Annotated in this window: 16 protein-coding genes; 13 read left to right on the top strand and 3 right to left on the bottom strand. The window is 60.3% G+C overall.

The features are described from left to right. Positions 1-11: 11 nt before the first annotated feature. Positions 12-1,007, bottom strand: coding sequence for an ArsR/SmtB family transcription factor (locus tag KUIN1_RS25245; protein ID WP_003316359.1), 996 nt, complete (start codon positions 1,005-1,007; stop codon positions 12-14). Positions 1,008-1,265: 258 nt separating this feature from the next. Between KUIN1_RS25245 and tkt the strand changes: the two genes are divergently transcribed. The 7 genes from tkt (at position 1,266) to fba (ending at position 7,673) form a co-directional block, all read left to right on the top strand. Then, entirely contained in the window at positions 1,266-3,263 is a 1,998-nt protein-coding gene (gene tkt, locus KUIN1_RS25240; RefSeq protein WP_024639817.1) for a transketolase, read from the top strand. Positions 3,264-3,346: 83 nt separating this feature from the next. After that, on the top strand, positions 3,347-4,390 hold the full coding sequence (gene epd, locus KUIN1_RS25235; protein WP_011269230.1) for an erythrose-4-phosphate dehydrogenase: 1,044 nt from the start codon (positions 3,347-3,349) through the stop codon (positions 4,388-4,390). Between the two features lie 22 nt (positions 4,391-4,412). Continuing rightward, positions 4,413-5,576: a phosphoglycerate kinase gene (locus tag KUIN1_RS25230; protein ID WP_003405174.1), complete on the top strand. Its 1,164-nt coding sequence runs from the start codon at positions 4,413-4,415 to the stop codon at positions 5,574-5,576. A 27-nt stretch (positions 5,577-5,603) separates the two neighbouring features. Further along, positions 5,604-5,834, top strand: a complete 231-nt coding sequence (locus tag KUIN1_RS25225) for a lipoprotein (protein ID WP_003316354.1) — start codon at positions 5,604-5,606, stop codon at positions 5,832-5,834. An 84-nt stretch (positions 5,835-5,918) separates the two neighbouring features. Beyond that, positions 5,919-6,116 (top strand): hypothetical protein, encoded by a 198-nt coding sequence (locus KUIN1_RS25220; protein ID WP_032655827.1) that lies wholly within the window; start codon positions 5,919-5,921, stop codon positions 6,114-6,116. A 52-nt stretch (positions 6,117-6,168) separates the two neighbouring features. Continuing rightward, entirely contained in the window at positions 6,169-6,495 is a 327-nt protein-coding gene (locus KUIN1_RS25215; RefSeq protein WP_003320832.1) for an MliC family protein, read from the top strand. Positions 6,496-6,608: 113 nt separating this feature from the next. Next, positions 6,609-7,673, top strand: a complete 1,065-nt coding sequence (fba, locus tag KUIN1_RS25210) for a class II fructose-bisphosphate aldolase (RefSeq protein WP_003316351.1) — start codon at positions 6,609-6,611, stop codon at positions 7,671-7,673. A gap of 319 nt (positions 7,674-7,992) precedes the next feature. Here fba and KUIN1_RS25205 read toward each other — a convergent pair whose 3' ends face one another. Then, positions 7,993-8,412 carry a DUF3010 family protein gene (locus tag KUIN1_RS25205; RefSeq protein WP_003405170.1) on the bottom strand — a complete coding sequence of 140 codons (420 nt, stop codon included), beginning with the start codon at positions 8,410-8,412 and terminating at the stop codon, positions 7,993-7,995. Positions 8,413-8,467: 55 nt separating this feature from the next. After that, positions 8,468-8,878: a lysozyme inhibitor LprI family protein gene (locus tag KUIN1_RS25200; RefSeq protein WP_003405168.1), complete on the bottom strand. Its 411-nt coding sequence runs from the start codon at positions 8,876-8,878 to the stop codon at positions 8,468-8,470. 228 nt (positions 8,879-9,106) lie between these two features. On the opposite strand from KUIN1_RS25200, the gene KUIN1_RS25195 reads away from it, so the two are divergent. The 6 genes from KUIN1_RS25195 (at position 9,107) to etfB (ending at position 16,853) form a co-directional block, all read left to right on the top strand. Then, entirely contained in the window at positions 9,107-10,084 is a 978-nt protein-coding gene (locus KUIN1_RS25195; RefSeq protein ID WP_003405167.1) for a dipeptidase, read from the top strand. 84 nt (positions 10,085-10,168) lie between these two features. Then, positions 10,169-10,699, top strand: a complete 531-nt coding sequence (locus KUIN1_RS25190; protein ID WP_003405158.1) for a DUF5943 domain-containing protein — start codon at positions 10,169-10,171, stop codon at positions 10,697-10,699. 15 nt (positions 10,700-10,714) lie between these two features. Continuing rightward, positions 10,715-12,775, top strand: coding sequence for a dimethylglycine demethylation protein DgcA (gene dgcA, locus KUIN1_RS25185; RefSeq protein ID WP_003405157.1), 2,061 nt, complete (start codon positions 10,715-10,717; stop codon positions 12,773-12,775). A gap of 109 nt (positions 12,776-12,884) precedes the next feature. Next, on the top strand, positions 12,885-14,846 hold the full coding sequence (dgcB, locus tag KUIN1_RS25180) for a dimethylglycine demethylation protein DgcB (protein WP_162885988.1): 1,962 nt from the start codon (positions 12,885-12,887) through the stop codon (positions 14,844-14,846). Then, positions 14,846-16,066 carry an electron transfer flavoprotein subunit alpha gene (gene etfA, locus KUIN1_RS25175; protein WP_024639821.1) on the top strand — a complete coding sequence of 407 codons (1,221 nt, stop codon included), beginning with the start codon at positions 14,846-14,848 and terminating at the stop codon, positions 16,064-16,066. Before dgcB ends, etfA begins: the two co-directional genes overlap by 1 nt. Beyond that, positions 16,056-16,853, top strand: a complete 798-nt coding sequence (gene etfB, locus KUIN1_RS25170; RefSeq protein WP_103713735.1) for an electron transfer flavoprotein subunit beta — start codon at positions 16,056-16,058, stop codon at positions 16,851-16,853. Before etfA ends, etfB begins: the two co-directional genes overlap by 11 nt. The last annotated feature ends 2 nt before the right edge of the window (positions 16,854-16,855 follow it).

Genomic DNA, 16,855 nt, shown 5'->3' with positions numbered 1-16,855 from the left:
TTTCCTTCATTTTACCGATGGTGAGTGTCGCCAGCCGGTCGCTGAAAATGGCGAACCTGGATCTGGAAACCATTACGTAAGCCTACATAGAGGCTTTCCCCGGGAACTAGCCCCGCAGCGATGGCCCAACGGGCCAGGTCTTCCTGCTCGAAACCTAACCAGAGATCGCCACAGGCCTCCCTGGCCCAACTCTGGTCATGACTACACAATTCTGTTACCAGCAGGCTACCGCCGGGTTTTACATGTTCGGCCAGTTGCCTCAAGGCTTCGGCCGGTACCGCGAAATGATGCAGCACCATGTTGAGGACGACGCAATCGGCACTGACTTTAGCGTCGGTCAGTGCATCGGCCAGTCTGAGCTCAACGTTAGCCAGTGCCTTGCGCTCGCAGACGCCGCGTGCCAGGTCCAGCATGACCGGGCTGTTGTCCATCGCGATCACCTGACCGAAGCGTCGCGCCAGCTCAGGAAGGAAGCCGCCGTCGCCGGGGCCTACTTCCAGAGCGGTCGCTTGCGCGCCGAAGCTCAGTTTGTCGAGCAAGGTCAGCAGGCTTTCGCTGTACTGCGCCAAACCGGCGATCAGGTCCTGCTGGGCGCGAAACTTTTCTGCGGTGCGGGCGAAAAAATCCTGACTGGCCAATGCCCGTTGCCGATGCACCAGGCCGATACGGCTTTGTACGTCGTCCGGCAAGTCCAGCGTATCCACTTCATCGAGCAGCGCCGCATGCAGCCTGCCACCCGGTAATTCGGTGTGGGGCAGGGCGCGGCGGTAGAAAATCGCGTTGCCTTCACGCCGTGTCGCGACCAGATCAGCCTGCGCCAGCACCTTGAGGTGGTGGCTCATGCCGGACTGGCCGATGGCGAAAATCTGCGCCAGTTCCAGTACGCCGAACGAGTCGTTGGTCAGCACACGCAGCACGTTCAGCCGCAAGGGATCGCCGCCGGCCTTGCACAATGCAGAGAGGTCGTCGCATGCATCGTGGCGAATGGCAGGTACACGCAGGTTCATAGCTGCGCAGTCTAGAGAGCGATCCGGAGTGTCGCAAGGGCAATATCAAAAAGTTTTGATATTGCGGGATGGATGGCGTCGGTCAGGCGTTGTGAACTTGTCGTGCAGGCGGGTGATCCAGTCTTTGCGTGGCAAATAATGTCCGCAACCCCGGAAAAAAGCCTATGGTCGTCTATCTGTGATTGCCCCCGGCCTGTCCGTGAGGGAAAATGGCCTTCTTTTTCTCAATCCTATTTCTTAATTCCCAGGAGATCAGCGATGCCAAGCCGTCGTGAGCGTGCCAACGCTATTCGTGCCCTCAGCATGGATGCCGTGCAAAAAGCCAACAGCGGCCATCCGGGTGCCCCCATGGGCATGGCGGATATCGCCGAGGTTCTTTGGCGCGATTATCTGAAGCACAACCCGGCAAACCCTTCGTTTGCCGACCGTGACCGTTTCATCATGTCCAACGGCCACGGCTCGATGCTGGTCTATTCGCTGCTGCACCTGACCGGCTACGACCTGTCCATCGACGACCTGAAAAACTTCCGTCAATTGCACAGCCGTACACCGGGCCACCCGGAATACGGTTACACGCCTGGCATCGAGACCACCACCGGTCCGCTGGGTCAGGGCTTTGCCAACGCTGTCGGTTTCGCTGCTGCCGAGAAGACGCTCGCCGCGCAGTTCAACCGCCCAGGCCACTCCATCGTCGATCACCATACCTACGTGTTCATGGGTGATGGCTGCATGATGGAAGGTATTTCCCACGAAGCGGCCTCGCTGGCCGGTACGTTGCAGTTGAACAAGCTGATCGCGTTCTACGACGACAACGGCATCTCCATCGATGGCGAAGTGGAAGGCTGGTTTACCGACGATACGCCAAAGCGTTTCGAGTCCTACGGCTGGCTGGTGATCCGCAATGTCGACGGTCATGATCCTGAAGAAATCAAGACGGCCATCGAGACCGCTCGCAAGAGCGATCAGCCGACGCTGATCTGCTGCAAGACCACCATCGGTTTCGGTTCGCCGAACAAACAGGGCAAGGAAGAGTCCCACGGTGCGCCGCTGGGTGCTGACGAAATCGCCCTGACCCGTGCTGCACTGAAGTGGAACTACGGTCCTTTCGAAATCCCGGCTGATATCTATGCCGAGTGGAACGGGAAGGAAAAAGGCCTGGCTGCCGAAGCCGAGTGGGACCAGCGCTTTGCTGACTATTCCGCCGCGTTCCCGGAGCTGGCCAATGACTTCATTCGTCGCATGAGTGGGCAGTTGCCTGATGATTTCGCTGAAAAATCAGCGGCTTATGTCGCCGAAGTCAACGCAAAGGGCGAAACCATCGCCAGCCGCAAGGCCAGCCAGAACGCGCTGGGTGCACTGGGCCCGTTGTTGCCTGAAATTCTGGGTGGTTCGGCTGACCTTGCCGGGTCCAACCTGACCATCTGGAAAGGCTGCAAGAGCATCACCGGCGAAGACCCTAACGGCAACTACCTGCACTACGGTGTTCGCGAGTTCGGCATGGGCGCCATGATGAACGGCATCGCCTTGCACGGCGGCTTCGTGCCTTACGGCGCCACCTTCCTGATCTTCATGGAATACGCTCGCAACGCGGTGCGTATGGCCTCGTTGATGAAGAAGCGCGTGATCTACGTATTCACCCACGACTCCATCGGTCTGGGCGAAGACGGTCCGACTCACCAGCCGATCGAGCAATTGACCAGTCTGCGTACCACGCCGAACCTGGACACCTGGCGTCCTGCGGATGCCGTGGAGTCGGCCGTAGCCTGGAAACACGCGATCGAGCGTGACGATGGCCCGTCGGCACTGATCTTCTCCCGTCAGAATCTGACCCATCAGGCGCGTGACGAGAAGCAACTGTCCTACATCGCGCGTGGCGGCTACGTGCTGCGTGACTGTGCTGCCGAGCCTGAACTGATCCTGATCGCAACCGGTTCGGAAGTCGGTCTGGCTGTGCAGGCGTACGACAAGCTGACCGAGCAGGGTCGCAACGTGCGCGTGGTGTCCATGCCATGCACCAGCATTTTCGAAGCTCAGGATGCTGCTTACAAGCAGGCGGTGCTGCCGTTGCAGGTCAGCGCGCGTATTGCCATCGAAGCGGCTCACGCCGACTACTGGTACAAATACGTTGGTCTGGAAGGGCGCGTGATCGGCATGACCACCTTCGGCGAGTCGGCCCCTGCGCCAGCGCTGTTCGAAGAGTTCGGCTTCACGCTGGAAAACGTCCTGAGCACTGCTGAAGAGCTGCTGGAAGACTGATCAGCTATGTGATGTTGATGTTGTGGGAGCGGACCGGGCGACGCTTCGCTCCCACATGATTGTTATTCCCTGGCGAAAACTTCATGCCCCAGCCCCGCCCTTACAAAGTTGCTCTGAACGGTTACGGCCGTATTGGTCGTTGCGTCGTTCGCGCGCTGTGCGAGCGAGGGGCCAAGGCCGGGTTTGAAGTGGTTGCCATCAATGATCTGGCCGACATGGCCAGTCTCGAATACCTCACGCGCTTTGATTCCACACATGGCCGGTTCCCCGGCGAAGTGCGGGTCGAAGGGCAATACCTGCACATCAATGATCACCGGATCAAGGTGTTGCGCAGTGCGACGCCGGAAGGCATCGACTGGGCCGCTCTGGAAGTCGATCTGGTGCTTGAGTGTTCCGGTGTCTACAACACTCGCGAAGATGGCCAGCGCTTTCTGGATGCCGGCGCGCCGCGGGTGCTGTTTTCCCAGCCGATGGCCAGCGAACGGGATGTCGATGCCACCGTGGTGTTCGGCATCAATCAGCACAAGCTGACCGGCCGCGAGCTGCTGGTCTCCGCCGCGTCGTGCACCACCAACTGCAGTGTGCCGCTGCTGCGCTTGCTGGATCAGGCCATCGGCCTGGAATACATGACCATTACCACCATCCACTCGGCGATGAACGATCAACCGGTGATCGATGCTTATCATCACGAGGATCTGCGCCGTACCCGCTCGGCCTTCCAGTCGATCATCCCGGTGTCCACCGGTCTGGCGCGAGGAATCGAACGGCTGCTTCCGGAACTTGCCGGCCGAATTCAGGCCAAAGCTGTTCGCGTGCCGACCGTGAATGTGTCCTGTCTGGACATTACGTTGCAGATGTCGCGAGACACCGATGCCGTGGAGATCAACCGTATCCTGCGTGAGGCCGCCACCAGCGGTCCGCTCAAGGGACTGCTGGCCTACACTGAATTGCCGCACGCCAGTTGCGATTTCAACCATGACCCGCATTCGGCCATTGTCGATGCGAGTCAGACCCGCGTTTCCGGACCCCGGCTGGTCAATCTGCTGGCCTGGTTCGACAACGAGTGGGGCTTTGCCAATCGAATGCTCGACGTCGCCGATCACTTTCTGCGCGTCGCTGACCAATAACAGTAAAAAAACAGGAATGCTCATGACCGTCTTGAAGATGACCGACCTCGATCTGCAAGGTAAACGTGTACTGATTCGCGAAGACCTCAACGTCCCGGTAAAGGACGGCGTGGTCAGCAGTGATGCACGTATCCTCGCTTCGCTGCCGACCATCAGGCTGGCGCTGGAAAAGGGCGCGGCCGTCATGGTCTGCTCGCACCTTGGCCGCCCGACAGAAGGTGAGTTTTCTGCCGAGAACAGTCTCAAGCCGGTTGCCGACTACCTGAGCAAGGCGCTGGGTCGTGACGTTCCGCTGGTTGCCGATTACCTGGACGGCGTCGACGTGAAGGCCGGTGATGTGGTCCTGTTCGAGAACGTTCGCTTCAACAAGGGCGAGAAAAAGAACGCCGACGAGCTGGCGCAGCAATACGCAGCGCTGTGCGACGTGTTCGTGATGGATGCCTTCGGCACCGCGCACCGTGCCGAGGGTTCTACTCACGGCGTGGCCAAATTCGCCAAGGTGGCGGCGGCGGGTCCGTTGCTGGCCGCCGAGCTCGAAGCACTGGGCAAGGCATTGGGCGCTCCGGCCCAGCCGATGACCGCCATCGTTGCCGGCTCCAAGGTCTCCACCAAGCTGGATGTGCTCAACAGCCTGAGCGGCATCTGCAATCAGTTGATCGTCGGCGGCGGCATTGCCAACACCTTCCTGGCTGCAGCCGGTCACAAGGTCGGTAAATCGCTGTACGAACCTGATCTGCTCGACACCGCACGCGCCATCGCCGCCAAGGTCAGCGTGCCACTGCCAACTGACGTGGTGGTTGCCAAGGAGTTCGCCGAGAGCGCTGCCGCTACCGTCAAGCTGATTGCCGATGTTGCCGATGACGACATGATTCTCGATATTGGCCCGCAAACTGCTGCACATTTCGCCGAATTACTGAAATCTTCCGGGACTATCCTGTGGAACGGTCCGGTCGGCGTATTTGAGTTCGATCAGTTCGGTGAAGGCACCAAAACGCTGGCCAAGGCCATTGCTGAAAGCCAGGCGTTCTCCATCGCGGGCGGTGGTGACACACTGGCGGCCATCGACAAGTATGGTGTTGCACAACAGATTTCCTACATTTCGACCGGTGGCGGTGCGTTCCTCGAGTTCGTGGAAGGCAAGGTCCTGCCAGCGGTGGAAGTGCTCGAACAACGCGCCAAGGCTTGAGTGAAAGCCTTGGACAAGGAGTGGTCAATGGTCAGGGCGTTACCGTGGTTTCTCATCGCAGGTTTACTGGCCGGTTGCGCGGGCAAGCCTGCGGCTGAAGAGGTGGAGAGCGACTCCCCGACGCAACCGCTCCAGCTAAGCTGCTATCAGGCGGGCTGGCAGGCCGAAACGGTGCCGGTTGTCTACAAGCGCGGCGGCCCGGAAGTATGGGATCGTTACGAATTCATGCCGCGGACCGGCAATGTAGGTTGTCTGTGAGCCAGGTCTGAAACCCGTTGGCAACATTGACGGGCTTCAGTGGTCTTTAAAGGGTGGATATTTTTCCGCGAAAGGAGTTTCGCCATGAAGATCGCTGCCCTGGCTCTTATGAGCTGCCTTGTACTGGCTGGTTGTACCGGTTCTGGCTCGCGTGCCAAGACCTGTCAGATATTCAGCCCGGCCGACGTGAATGTGCCGACGACCGAAAACAGTCAACGGGTCGAGGCGCATGTGACCGGTGAGCCGGCCGATGACCGAAAACAGGAACAGAACTGCCCCTGACAGTTGAAACGGCCGGCACACGCCGCGTTTCGCAGGGCAGCCAGGAGACGTAATGAAAGGCGTGATTGCCCTCGGGGTTTTGGCAGTGCTTGGCGGTTGTTCGAGCATGAGTTCACCGCAGCAGAATGATCCCTGGAATCGCTGGGTATGCGACAGCAATGCTGAGGTCAACTGGCGCTACATCGACTCGGCCAAAAAGGAAGTCGATGTGCGTCTGAATCAGAGCGATCAGGTGTTCAGGCTCAAGGCCGAACCCGGCGCTGCCAGCGGAACGCTGTACAGCAACAATGTGTTGGCATTCGTCAACAAGGGTAGCGAGGGCCTGATCTACTGGGACGCTACCAACGATCTGATCGGTCGCGGCTGCAAGGCCAGATAAGTCGGATCTCGGGCACACACGCACGGCCTCGCGGCTGAGCTTATAACTTGAATGGCAGCCGCCACTACGGCAGGCTTGCTCGACTAACGACCCTACCGGGAGAGACACAGACAATGGCACTTATCAGCATGCGCCAGATGTTGGACCACGCAGCCGAATTCGGCTACGGCGTTCCAGCCTTCAACGTAAACAACCTGGAACAGATGCGCGCCATTATGGAAGCGGCCGACAAGACCGACTCCCCGGTGATCGTCCAGGCTTCTGCCGGTGCCCGCAAATACGCCGGCGCGCCGTTTCTGCGTCACCTGATCCTCGCCGCGATCGAAGAATTCCCGCACATCCCGGTGGTCATGCACCAGGACCACGGCACCAGCCCTGACATCTGCCAGCGCTCGATCCAGCTGGGTTTCAGCTCGGTCATGATGGACGGCTCGCTGCGTGAAGACGGCAAGTCCCCGGCCGATTACGACTACAACGTCGACGTTACCCGTCGCGTGGTGTCCTTCGCTCACGCCTGCGGCGTTTCGGTGGAGGGCGAGCTGGGCGTGCTGGGTTCGCTGGAAACCGGCATGGCCGGTGAAGAAGACGGCGTTGGTGCGGAAGGCGTTCTGGATCACAGCCAGATGCTGACCGACCCGGAAGAAGCCGCTGATTTCGTCAAGCGCACTCAGGTCGATGCCCTGGCCATCGCCATCGGCACCAGCCACGGCGCTTACAAGTTCACCAAGCCGCCTACCGGCGACATCCTGGCGATCGAGCGGATCAAAGAGATCCACAAGCGCATCCCCAACACTCACCTGGTGATGCACGGTTCTTCGTCCGTTCCACAGGAATGGCTGAAGATCATCAACGAGTTCGGCGGCGACATCAAAGAAACCTACGGTGTGCCGGTCGAAGAAATCGTTGAAGGCATCAAGCACGGCGTGCGCAAGGTCAACATCGACACCGACCTGCGTCTGGCGTCGACCGGTGCCATCCGCGAATTCATGGCCAAAAACCCGAGCGAGTTCGACCCGCGCAAGTACCTGGCCAAGACCGTTTCGGCCATGCGTGATGTATGTATCGCTCGTTACGAAGCATTCGGCACCGCTGGCAACGCCTCGAAGATCAAGCCGATCTCCCTGGACGCCATGTTCGAACGCTACGCGCGTGGCGAACTGGATGCCAAGGTCAACTGAGTTGACTGAGCATTGAAGAAACCCGCAGAAGTGCGGGTTTTTTTATGTCCGGTCAAAAGCACCTGCCGGGTGAATGAATGCTCCGCGCTCATGGTTAGACACAAGTACTGAAGAGCCTGAACATCTCGCTTCTGCCCGGCGGGCGTAGGAGCGAACTTGTTCGCGAAAGGGCCGGTACATTCTCCAAAAATGCATTTTCTGAACGACCGTCTTCGCGAACAAGTTCGCTCCCACAGCCTTCGGCCAGAATCAAAAGCGGACTTGTGCGTAACGATGGGTACTCCGCGTGGGCATGCGGTTCCGGACGCTCTTGAAGCGCTTAAACGCTCTTCATCAACCCTGCACACGCCGCCTTGTACGCTTCGTGCTGGTACTTGTTCAGGGTGTCAGGCAGGGCGAAGGAGTGTTTCTTGTTCTGTGCGTTGATGGTTTGCGGCGAGATCAGCACCACGTCGCAATCGGACATCAGTTGAAAGATGGTTTCGATCTTGAAGGTGGTCGGGCCGCCAGCGAATTCGCCTTTCTTGCTGCGCTTCTTGATGGCGATGTGGCTGACGCCGTTTTCACGCACGAAGCCTGCGATTTGCGTGGCGAAAGCCTTGACGTTGGCAGGCTCTTCATCGTCCTCCAGCGCGATCTTTTTCGTGGCCAGCGGCAGGTGGGCGAGGCCGCTGCTCTGCCGTGTGGCGAGGGCGAAGATGGCTTCGCTGCCTTTGATTTCTACACCGCAAATAATCATGAGAAAACCTGATGAGCTCGTTCATATAAAGAGGCAGGTTATCTCATCGTAGACGTTATTCCTGAGCTATCGACTCCAGATACTCCGAGCGCTCGTCACTCATGCGTGCAATGCAGTCGTTTTCGCTGATGGTGAAGGCCTTGCTGCCTGCTGCAGAAGGAAAGACTTCCACCGCGCAGTCGGCGTCACGCAGCTTCTCCCAGGCTTGCTGGGCGGTTTTGAGTTTGCTGGTAAAGTCGTTGAACTGCGTCTTATTGGCAACGAACTGGGACTGAACCCGCTTGAGCAGATTGTCGAAGTTCTCCTTGAGCAACTGTTCGGCAGTGGTACGGCTGTAGGCCGAGCATTCCAGTGTCTGCTTGTCGTCCTCGACACCGTCGCAGGGCGACGCGTCCGGATTCTGAGCAGCATGTACGCCTGTCACAGCTGTCGTCATAAGGGCCAGGGTCAGCAAAAACGTTTTCATCGAGTCGCTCCGATCCATTGATAGGCTCGATTCTGTCTCAAGCGCGAGACATTGAACAGGTTTACGACATCGCACGACCACGCGCCGTACCCCTTTGTCGCATCTTGACGCTTTCGGCAAACCCCCTGTCGTTTTTGCACCCGGTTCCCCTGACCCTCCGGCATATGCTGACCCCATTAGCGCCGACAGCCGATTCGGCGCACCGGAATCAAAAAAGGGGACAGCCTGATGAGCCCAGCCGAATTACACGCTGACAGCATCGTTATTGACGGGCTGATCATCGCCAAGTGGAACCGCGAGCTGTTTGAAGACATGCGCAAGGGCGGCCTGACCATGGCCAACTGCACCGTGTCGGTGTGGGAAGGCTTTCAGGCGACCATCAACAGCATCTGCACCAGCCAGAAACTGATGCGCGAGAACAGCGACCTGGTCATGCCGGTGCACACCACAGCCGATATCCGCAAGGCCAAGGAACTGGGCAAGACCGGCATCCTGTTCGGCTTCCAGAACGCGCATGCCTATGAAGACCAGATCGGCTACGTCGAGATCTTCAAGAAGCTCGGCGTCGGCATCGTGCAGCTGTGCTACAACACCCAGAATCTGGTGGGCACGGGCTGCTACGAGCGCGACGGCGGGCTGTCGGGTTTCGGTCGTGAGATCGTCGCTGAAATGAACCGTGTCGGGGTGATGTGCGACCTGTCCCATGTCGGCTCGAAAACCTCGGAAGAAGTCATTCTCGAATCGAAAAAACCGGTCTGCTATTCCCACTGCCTGCCGTCCGGCCTCAAGGAACACCCGCGCAACAAGTCTGACGCCGAACTGAAGTTCATCGCCGACCATGGCGGGTTTGTCGGTGTGACCATGTTCGCGCCGTTCCTGGCCAAGGGCATCGAGTCGACCATCGACGATTACGCCGAAGCCATCGAATATGTGATGAACATCGTCGGCGAAGACGCCATCGGCATTGGTACTGACTTCACCCAGGGTCACGGCCAGGAATTTTTCGAGTACCTGACCCACGACAAGGGCTACGCCCGCCGCCTGACCAACTTCGGCAAGATCATCAACCCGCTGGGCATCCGCACCGTCGGGGAGTTTCCCAATCTGACTGAAACGTTGCTCAAGCGCGGTCACTCCGAACGCGTGGTGCGCAAGATCATGGGCGAGAACTGGGTCAACGTTCTGGCCGACGTCTGGGGCGAGTAAACCGCCCGCCATACCTTATCGAATTGAACCCCCACGGCCCTTCGAGCGGTGGGTGTAGCCCGAATCATCTGGAGTTTGACCGCCATGGCTAAAATCGCCCCGCAACTGCCCATCGAAGTCGACAGCGAAACCGGCGTCTGGACCTCCGATGCGTTGCCGATGCTGTACGTGCCCCGGCACTTTTTCGTCAACAACCATATGGGCATCGAAGAAGTGCTGGGCGCCGATGCCTACGCCGACATCCTCTACAAGGCGGGTTACAAATCCGCCTGGCACTGGTGCGAAAAGGAAGCCGAATGTCATGGTCTGCAAGGCGTTGCGGTGTTCGAGCATTACATGAAGCGCCTGTCGCAGCGTGGCTGGGGCCTGTTCAAGATCCAGGACATCGACGTCGAGAAAGGCACTGCCAGTGTGAAGCTGGAGCACTCCTGTTTCGTGTACGTCTACGGCAAGGTCGGGCGCAAGGTCGATTACATGTTCACCGGCTGGTTCGCCGGGGCCATGGACCAGATCCTCGCTGCCAGCGGCAGCCCTGTGCGCACGGTTGCCGAGCAGGTTTACGGTGGTTCCGAAGAAGGTCATGACGACGGTCTGTTCGTCGTCAAGCCGCTGTAAATCGAGGATCGGGTTATGGCTTTCGAAGCGATGTTCCAGCCGATCCAGATCGGCAAACTCACCATCCGCAATCGCGTGCTGAGCACTGCGCACGCTGAGGTCTACGCCACCGACGGCGGCATGACCACGGATCGTTACGTGAAGTACTACGAGGAGAAAGCCAAGGGCGGTATCGGTCTGGCCATTTGTGGCGGCTCTTCAAGCGTGGCCATCGACAGCCCGCAAGGCTGGTGGAAATCGGTCAACCTGGCGACCGACAGAATCATCCCGCACTTCCAGAACCTCGCCGACGCCATGCACAAGCACGGCGCCAAGATCATGATCCAGATTACCCACATGGGCCGTCGCTCGCGCTGGGATGGCGACCACTGGCCGACCCTGCTGTCGCCGTCGGGCATTCGTGAGCCGGTACACCGGGCAACCTGTAAAACCATCGAGCCGGAAGAAATCTGGCGGGTAATCGGCAACTACGCCAGCGCTGCGGCGCGTGCCAAGGCCGGTGGTCTGGATGGCGTCGAGTTGTCGGCGGTGCATCAGCACATGATCGACCAGTTCTGGAGCCCACGCGTCAACAAGCGCACCGATGAATGGGGCGGCAGTTTCGAGAACCGCATGCGCTTCGGCCTCGAAGTGATCAAGGCGGTGCGCAAGGAAGTCGGCCCCGACTTCTGTGTGGGGTTGCGCATCTGTGGCGACGAGTTTCACCCGGACGGCCTCAGCCACGAGGACATGAAACAGATCGCCAGGTATTACGACGACACCGGCATGATCGATTTCATCGGCGTGGTGGGCTCGGGCTGTGACACCCACAACACCCTGGCCAACGTCATTCCGAACATGAGTTATCCACCGGAGCCGTTCCTGCACCTGGCGGCCGGCATCAAGGAAGTGGTCAAGGCCCCGGTGCTGCATGCGCAGAACATCAAGGACCCGAACCAGGCAACGCGAATTCTGGAAGGCGGCTATGTCGACATGGTCGGCATGACCCGCGCGCACATTGCCGACCCGCACCTGATCGCCAAGATCAAAATGGGCCAGATCGATCAGATCAAACAGTGCGTCGGTGCCAACTACTGCATCGATCGTCAGTATCAGGGCCTGGACGTGCTGTGCATCCAGAACGCCGCGACCTCCCGCGAATACATGGGCGTGCCGCACATTATCGAGAAATCCGCCGGGCCGAAGCGCAAGGTCGTGGTGGTCGGTGCCGGTCCTGCCGGCATGGAAGCGGCGCGGGTCTCCGCCGAACGCGGCCATGACGTGACCCTGTTCGAGAAGAAGGACTTCATCGGCGGGCAGATCACCACGGCATCGAAGGCACCGCAGCGCGACCAGATCGCCGGCATCACCCGCTGGTTCCAGCTGGAGCTGGCGCGCCTGAAAGTCGACCTGCGTCTGGGGACCGCAGCGGATGCGGCAACCATTCTCGACCTGCGCCCGGACATCGTGGTGCTGGCGGTCGGCGGTCATCCGTTTCTGGAGCAGAACGAACACTGGGGGGCGGCGGAAGGCCTGGTGGTCAGCAGTTGGGACGTGCTGGACGGCAAGGTGGCGCCAGGCAAGAACGTGCTGGTCTACGACACCATCTGCGAGTTCACCGGCATGTCGGTGGCCGACTTTCTGGCCGACAAGGGCTGCCAGGTCGAAATCGTCACCGATGACATCAAACCGGGCGTAGCGATTGGCGGAACCTCGTTCCCGACCTACTACCGCAGCATGTACCCCAAGGAAGTGATCATGACCGGCGACATGATGCTGGAAAAGGTCTATCGCGAGGGCGACAAGCTGGTAGCGGTGCTGGAAAACGAATACACCGGCGCCAAGGAAGAGCGGGTGGTCGATCAGGTGGTGGTGGAAAACGGTGTGCGTCCGGACGAAGCGATCTACTACGCGCTCAAGGAAGGCTCGCGCAACAAAGGCCAGATCGACATCGACGCGCTGTTCGCCATTCAGCCACAGCCATCGTTGAGCCAGCCGGGTGACGGTTACCTGCTGTTTCGTATAGGCGATTGCGTGGCGCAGCGTAATACCCACGCGGCGATCTATGACGGCTTGCGGCTGTGTAAGGATTTCTGAGAGCAGCTGCAAGTTGTTAGCTTCAAGCGGCAAGTAAGCGCTTCTGTTCCGTGCTTTTTCTTGAAGCTTGCAGCTTGCAGCTTGAGGCTTTTGCCTTGAGAGCGACATGATGCTAGACACTCTTCTTCCCATCCTGCTGTTCAGCGCCCTGGCCCTTGCGGCGCTGGGCGCCTGGCGGCGGGTAACCCTGTGGCGCAACGGTCGGTCCTCGAAAGTCGATTGGCTGGGTGGCCTGCTGGCTATGCCCAAGCGTTACATGGTCGATCTGCATCATGTGGTCGCACGCGACAAATACATCGCCAATACCCACGTGGCCACAGCGGGCGGTGCGGTGGCCTCGATTGTGCTGGCGATTCTGGTGCACGGTTTCGGTCTGCATAATCGCGTGCTTGGCTATGCGCTGCTGCTGATGACGGCGGTGATGTTTGTCGGCGCGGTGTTTGTCTATCGTCGTCGTCTGAACCCTCCTGCGCGTCTGTCGAAAGGCCCATGGATGCGCCTGCCGAAAAGCCTCATGGCGTTTTCCGCGAGCTTCTTTCTGGTCACGCTGCCGGTGGCCGGCATTCTTCCCGAGCACTTCGGTGGCTGGGTGCTGGTGGCCGTCCTTGGGCTGGGCGTGCTGTGGGGCGTGAGCGAACTGTTTTTCGGCATGACCTGGGGCGGGCCGATGAAGCATGCCTTCGCCGGGGCGCTGCACCTGGCCTGGCATCGCCGGGCCGAGCGTTTTGGTGGCGGACGTTCCACGGGCTTGAAACCGCTGGACCTGGCCGATCGCAGCGCGCCGTTGGGTGTGGAAAAGCCCCAGGACTTCACCTGGAATCAACTGCTGGGCTTCGACGCCTGCGTGCAGTGCGGCAAGTGCGAAGCGGCCTGCCCGGCGTTTGCGGCGGGCCAGCCGCTCAACCCCAAAAAGCTGATTCAGGACATGGTGGTCGGCCTTGCCGGTGGCACCGACGCAAAATTTGCGGGCAGTCCGTATCCATCGCTGGACGGTAAAGGCAAACCGCTGGGCGAGCATGGCGGCAATCCGCATCAGCCCATCGTCAACGGGCTGGTGGACGCCGAAACGCTGTGGTCCTGCACCACATGCCGGGCCTGCGTCGAAGAGTGTCCGATGATGATCGAGCACGTTGATGCCATCGTCGACATGCGCCGCCACCTGACTCTCGAAAAGGGCGCTACGCCGAACAAGGGCGCTGAAGTGCTGGACAACCTGATTGCTACCGACAACCCCGGCGGGTTTGCGCCGGGCGGGCGAATGAACTGGGCGGCCGATCTGAACCTGACGCTGCTCAGCGAGAAAAAAACCGTGGATGTGCTGTTCTGGGTCGGTGATGGCGCGTTCGATATGCGTAACCAGCGTACCCTGCGCGCGTTCGTCAAAGTCCTCAAGGCGGCCGGTGTGGATTTTGCCGTGCTGGGCCTCGAAGAACGCGACAGCGGCGACGTGGCGCGACGTTTGGGTGATGAAGCGACCTTCCAGGCGCTCGCCCGACGCAACATTCAGACCCTGTCCCGGTACAGTGTCCAACGCATCGTGACCTGCGACCCGCACAGCTTTCATGTATTGAAGAACGAATATGGCGCTTTTGGCGGTGATTATCAGGTGCAGCATCACAGCACCTTCATGGCCGAGCTGGTGCGCAGCGGCGCCCTGAATCTGAGTCAGCACAAAGGCGCCAGCGTGACCTATCACGACCCGTGTTATCTGGGCCGTTACAACGGCGAATACGAGGCGCCGCGTGAAGTGCTGCGCGCACTGGGGATCGAGATCAGGGAAATGCAGCGCTCGGGCTTCCGTTCCCGCTGCTGCGGTGGCGGCGGTGGCGCGCCGATCACGGATATTCCCGGCAGACAGCGGATTCCCGACATGCGCATGGACGACATTCGTGAAACGGCTGCCGAACTGGTGGCCGTGGGTTGTCCACAGTGCACGGCCATGCTCGAAGGCGTTGTCGAACCGCGACCGCTGATCAAGGACATCGCCGAGCTGGTGGCCGATGCGTTGATCGAGGAAGTTATCCCCAGCACGCCAGCACCGGCCAAACGTGAACCTGCGGAGGTGCACTGATGAGCGACCTTATCCGCCGTGATCCACGCGCCGAGTGGATCGCCCGCAATCGACTGCATCCGTTGCACGCGGCCATGCAGCCCGTACAGAACAGCTGGATGGGGCCGAATGGCCTGATGCGCAAAAACCTGCATGGTCAGGGATTTATCGGCCCCAACGGCATCAAGCGTATTGACCGCAGCGGCGCGCAGCAGGGCGGCGCGGTCAAGCGATCGGCCGCTGTCGAGGTGCAGCTACCGCTGCATGCCGTCGCCGAGCCAGGGTTCTATATCACCGTGGTGCCCGATATGGTCGGCGGCCGCCTGAGCAGCCATGACCGTGATTTGCTGGGCCTGGCGCGTCAGCTGGCGGGGGCCGAGGGCGCCGTGCTGGCGGTGGTGTTCGGCGAGCACAAGGAAACTGCCTTCGACACCGCTGGCGCGGATCGGCTGTTGATTATCGACGGTGCCGAGTTCGACGGTTATTCACCTGAACAGCGTGTGCAAGGGCTGCGGGCTGTGGATAACCAGTTCAACCCGCGCCACTGGCTGCTGCCGGACAGCCGCAGCGGCGGTGGCGAGCTGGGAAGACGTTTTGCCGCCAGCATCGGCGAGCGACCCGCAACGCGGGTCTGGCAGGTCAAGGACCAGCTGTGCATAAGCCGCGCAGGTGCAGGCCGCGAAGACCTGGTTCGGCCTCTGGCGCGCCTGATTCTGGCCGCTGTGGAGTGCGCCGAACCGGTCAGCGAAACCCGCCACGAGGCATTGCCGGTCGAGTTGTCCACAGGCGTGGCGCGCAGCCTGCCGCGTATCGAAGACCTGGGGGCGGTAGCCGTCGATCCCGGCGTTATCCCCATGGCTGAAGCCGAATTCATTCTGTCTGGCGGCAATGGCGTCAGGGACTGGGACCTGTTTCATCAAGCCGCTGCGGCACTCGGGGCTACCGAAGGGGCGTCGCGGGTGGCAGTGGACGATGGTTTCATGGGCCGCGAGCGTCAAGTAGGCGCGAGTGGCACCTGGGTGACCGCAAGGGTCTATGTGGCCGTCGGTATTTCCGGGGCCATCCAGCATCTGCAGGGCATCGGCGCCTGTGACAAGGTCATTGCGATCAATCTGGATGCGGGCTGCGACATGGTCAAGCGCGCTGATCTATCGGTCATCGGCGAGAGTGCCGAAGTGCTCACGGCGTTGATCGCCGCAGTGCGAGCCTGGCGTAGCGGAGGTAAGCGCGATGCAGCCTGAAGTGTCTGTGGATAAGCATGCGGTACAGATCATCAGTCTGGTGTCCATCGGGGCGCACCCGACATCCGGTCGTGCGCGCCGCGCCGAGCAGGATGCCCGAGCCGTCGAGCTTGGCTTGCAACTGGCTGGGGATAACTTGCAGGTGCTGCATGCCGGCAATGCCGAAGAACCGGCGCTGCGTGCCTACCTGGGCATGGGCCTCAGCGAACTGCATGTGCTGGAGCAACCCGAGGGCGCCGATGCGCTGATTGCGTTGACTGACTACCTCCGGGATTCTGCCGCACAGGTGGTGTTGGCCGGCAGTCAGGCTGAAACCGGTGAAGGGTCGGGCATGCTGCCCTTTCTGTTGGCTGAGAGGCTGGGCTGGCCATTGGTGACCGGTCTGGCTGAAGTCGAGGCGCTGAACAACGGCACCGCGCTGGTCTTGCAGGCTCTGCCTCGCGGCCAGCGTCGCCGGCTGAAGGTTCGCCTGCCGTTTCTGGCCACTGTGGATAACGCGGCTCCCACACCTCGACAAAGCGCCTTCGGGCCCGCGCAGCGTGGCACGCTGGACACCGAAATCGTTCAGGCAGTTACCGATGAGTTATTGACCGACCAATCGCTGCAGCCCGCCAGACCGCGGCCCAAACGCCTGAAAGTGATCAAGGCCAAGAGCGGCGCTGATCGCATGAAAGCCGCCACCGCCAAGGCCAGTGGTGGCGGGGGGCAGGTGCTCAAGGGGCTGCGCCCTGAAGAGGGCGCAGCCGCGATTCTGAAGCTGTTGATCGATGAGGGCGTTGTAAGGTAACC

This window comes from Pseudomonas sp. KUIN-1 (genome assembly GCF_009176725.1).
In the GTDB taxonomy this organism is placed as follows: Bacteria; Pseudomonadota; Gammaproteobacteria; order Pseudomonadales; family Pseudomonadaceae; genus Aquipseudomonas; species Aquipseudomonas fragariae.
Note: the sequence above shows the minus strand (reverse complement) of the source record. Positions and strands in the feature narration are given on the sequence as shown.

Excerpts from the sequence above, each read along its gene's own strand:
- KUIN1_RS25245 (WP_003316359.1), bottom strand. The coding sequence starts at position 1,007 with ATGAACCTGCGTGTACCTGCCATTCGCCACGATGCATGCGACGACCTC.
- tkt (WP_024639817.1), top strand. The coding sequence starts at position 1,266 with ATGCCAAGCCGTCGTGAGCGTGCCAACGCTATTCGTGCCCTCAGCATG.
- epd (WP_011269230.1), top strand. The coding sequence starts at position 3,347 with ATGCCCCAGCCCCGCCCTTACAAAGTTGCTCTGAACGGTTACGGCCGT.
- KUIN1_RS25230 (WP_003405174.1), top strand. The coding sequence starts at position 4,413 with ATGACCGTCTTGAAGATGACCGACCTCGATCTGCAAGGTAAACGTGTA.
- KUIN1_RS25225 (WP_003316354.1), top strand. The coding sequence starts at position 5,604 with ATGGTCAGGGCGTTACCGTGGTTTCTCATCGCAGGTTTACTGGCCGGT.
- KUIN1_RS25220 (WP_032655827.1), top strand. The coding sequence starts at position 5,919 with ATGAAGATCGCTGCCCTGGCTCTTATGAGCTGCCTTGTACTGGCTGGT.
- KUIN1_RS25215 (WP_003320832.1), top strand. The coding sequence starts at position 6,169 with ATGAAAGGCGTGATTGCCCTCGGGGTTTTGGCAGTGCTTGGCGGTTGT.
- fba (WP_003316351.1), top strand. The coding sequence starts at position 6,609 with ATGGCACTTATCAGCATGCGCCAGATGTTGGACCACGCAGCCGAATTC.
- KUIN1_RS25205 (WP_003405170.1), bottom strand. The coding sequence starts at position 8,412 with ATGATTATTTGCGGTGTAGAAATCAAAGGCAGCGAAGCCATCTTCGCC.
- KUIN1_RS25200 (WP_003405168.1), bottom strand. The coding sequence starts at position 8,878 with ATGAAAACGTTTTTGCTGACCCTGGCCCTTATGACGACAGCTGTGACA.
- KUIN1_RS25195 (WP_003405167.1), top strand. The coding sequence starts at position 9,107 with ATGAGCCCAGCCGAATTACACGCTGACAGCATCGTTATTGACGGGCTG.
- KUIN1_RS25190 (WP_003405158.1), top strand. The coding sequence starts at position 10,169 with ATGGCTAAAATCGCCCCGCAACTGCCCATCGAAGTCGACAGCGAAACC.
- dgcA (WP_003405157.1), top strand. The coding sequence starts at position 10,715 with ATGGCTTTCGAAGCGATGTTCCAGCCGATCCAGATCGGCAAACTCACC.
- dgcB (WP_162885988.1), top strand. The coding sequence starts at position 12,885 with ATGCTAGACACTCTTCTTCCCATCCTGCTGTTCAGCGCCCTGGCCCTT.
- etfA (WP_024639821.1), top strand. The coding sequence starts at position 14,846 with ATGAGCGACCTTATCCGCCGTGATCCACGCGCCGAGTGGATCGCCCGC.
- etfB (WP_103713735.1), top strand. The coding sequence starts at position 16,056 with ATGCAGCCTGAAGTGTCTGTGGATAAGCATGCGGTACAGATCATCAGT.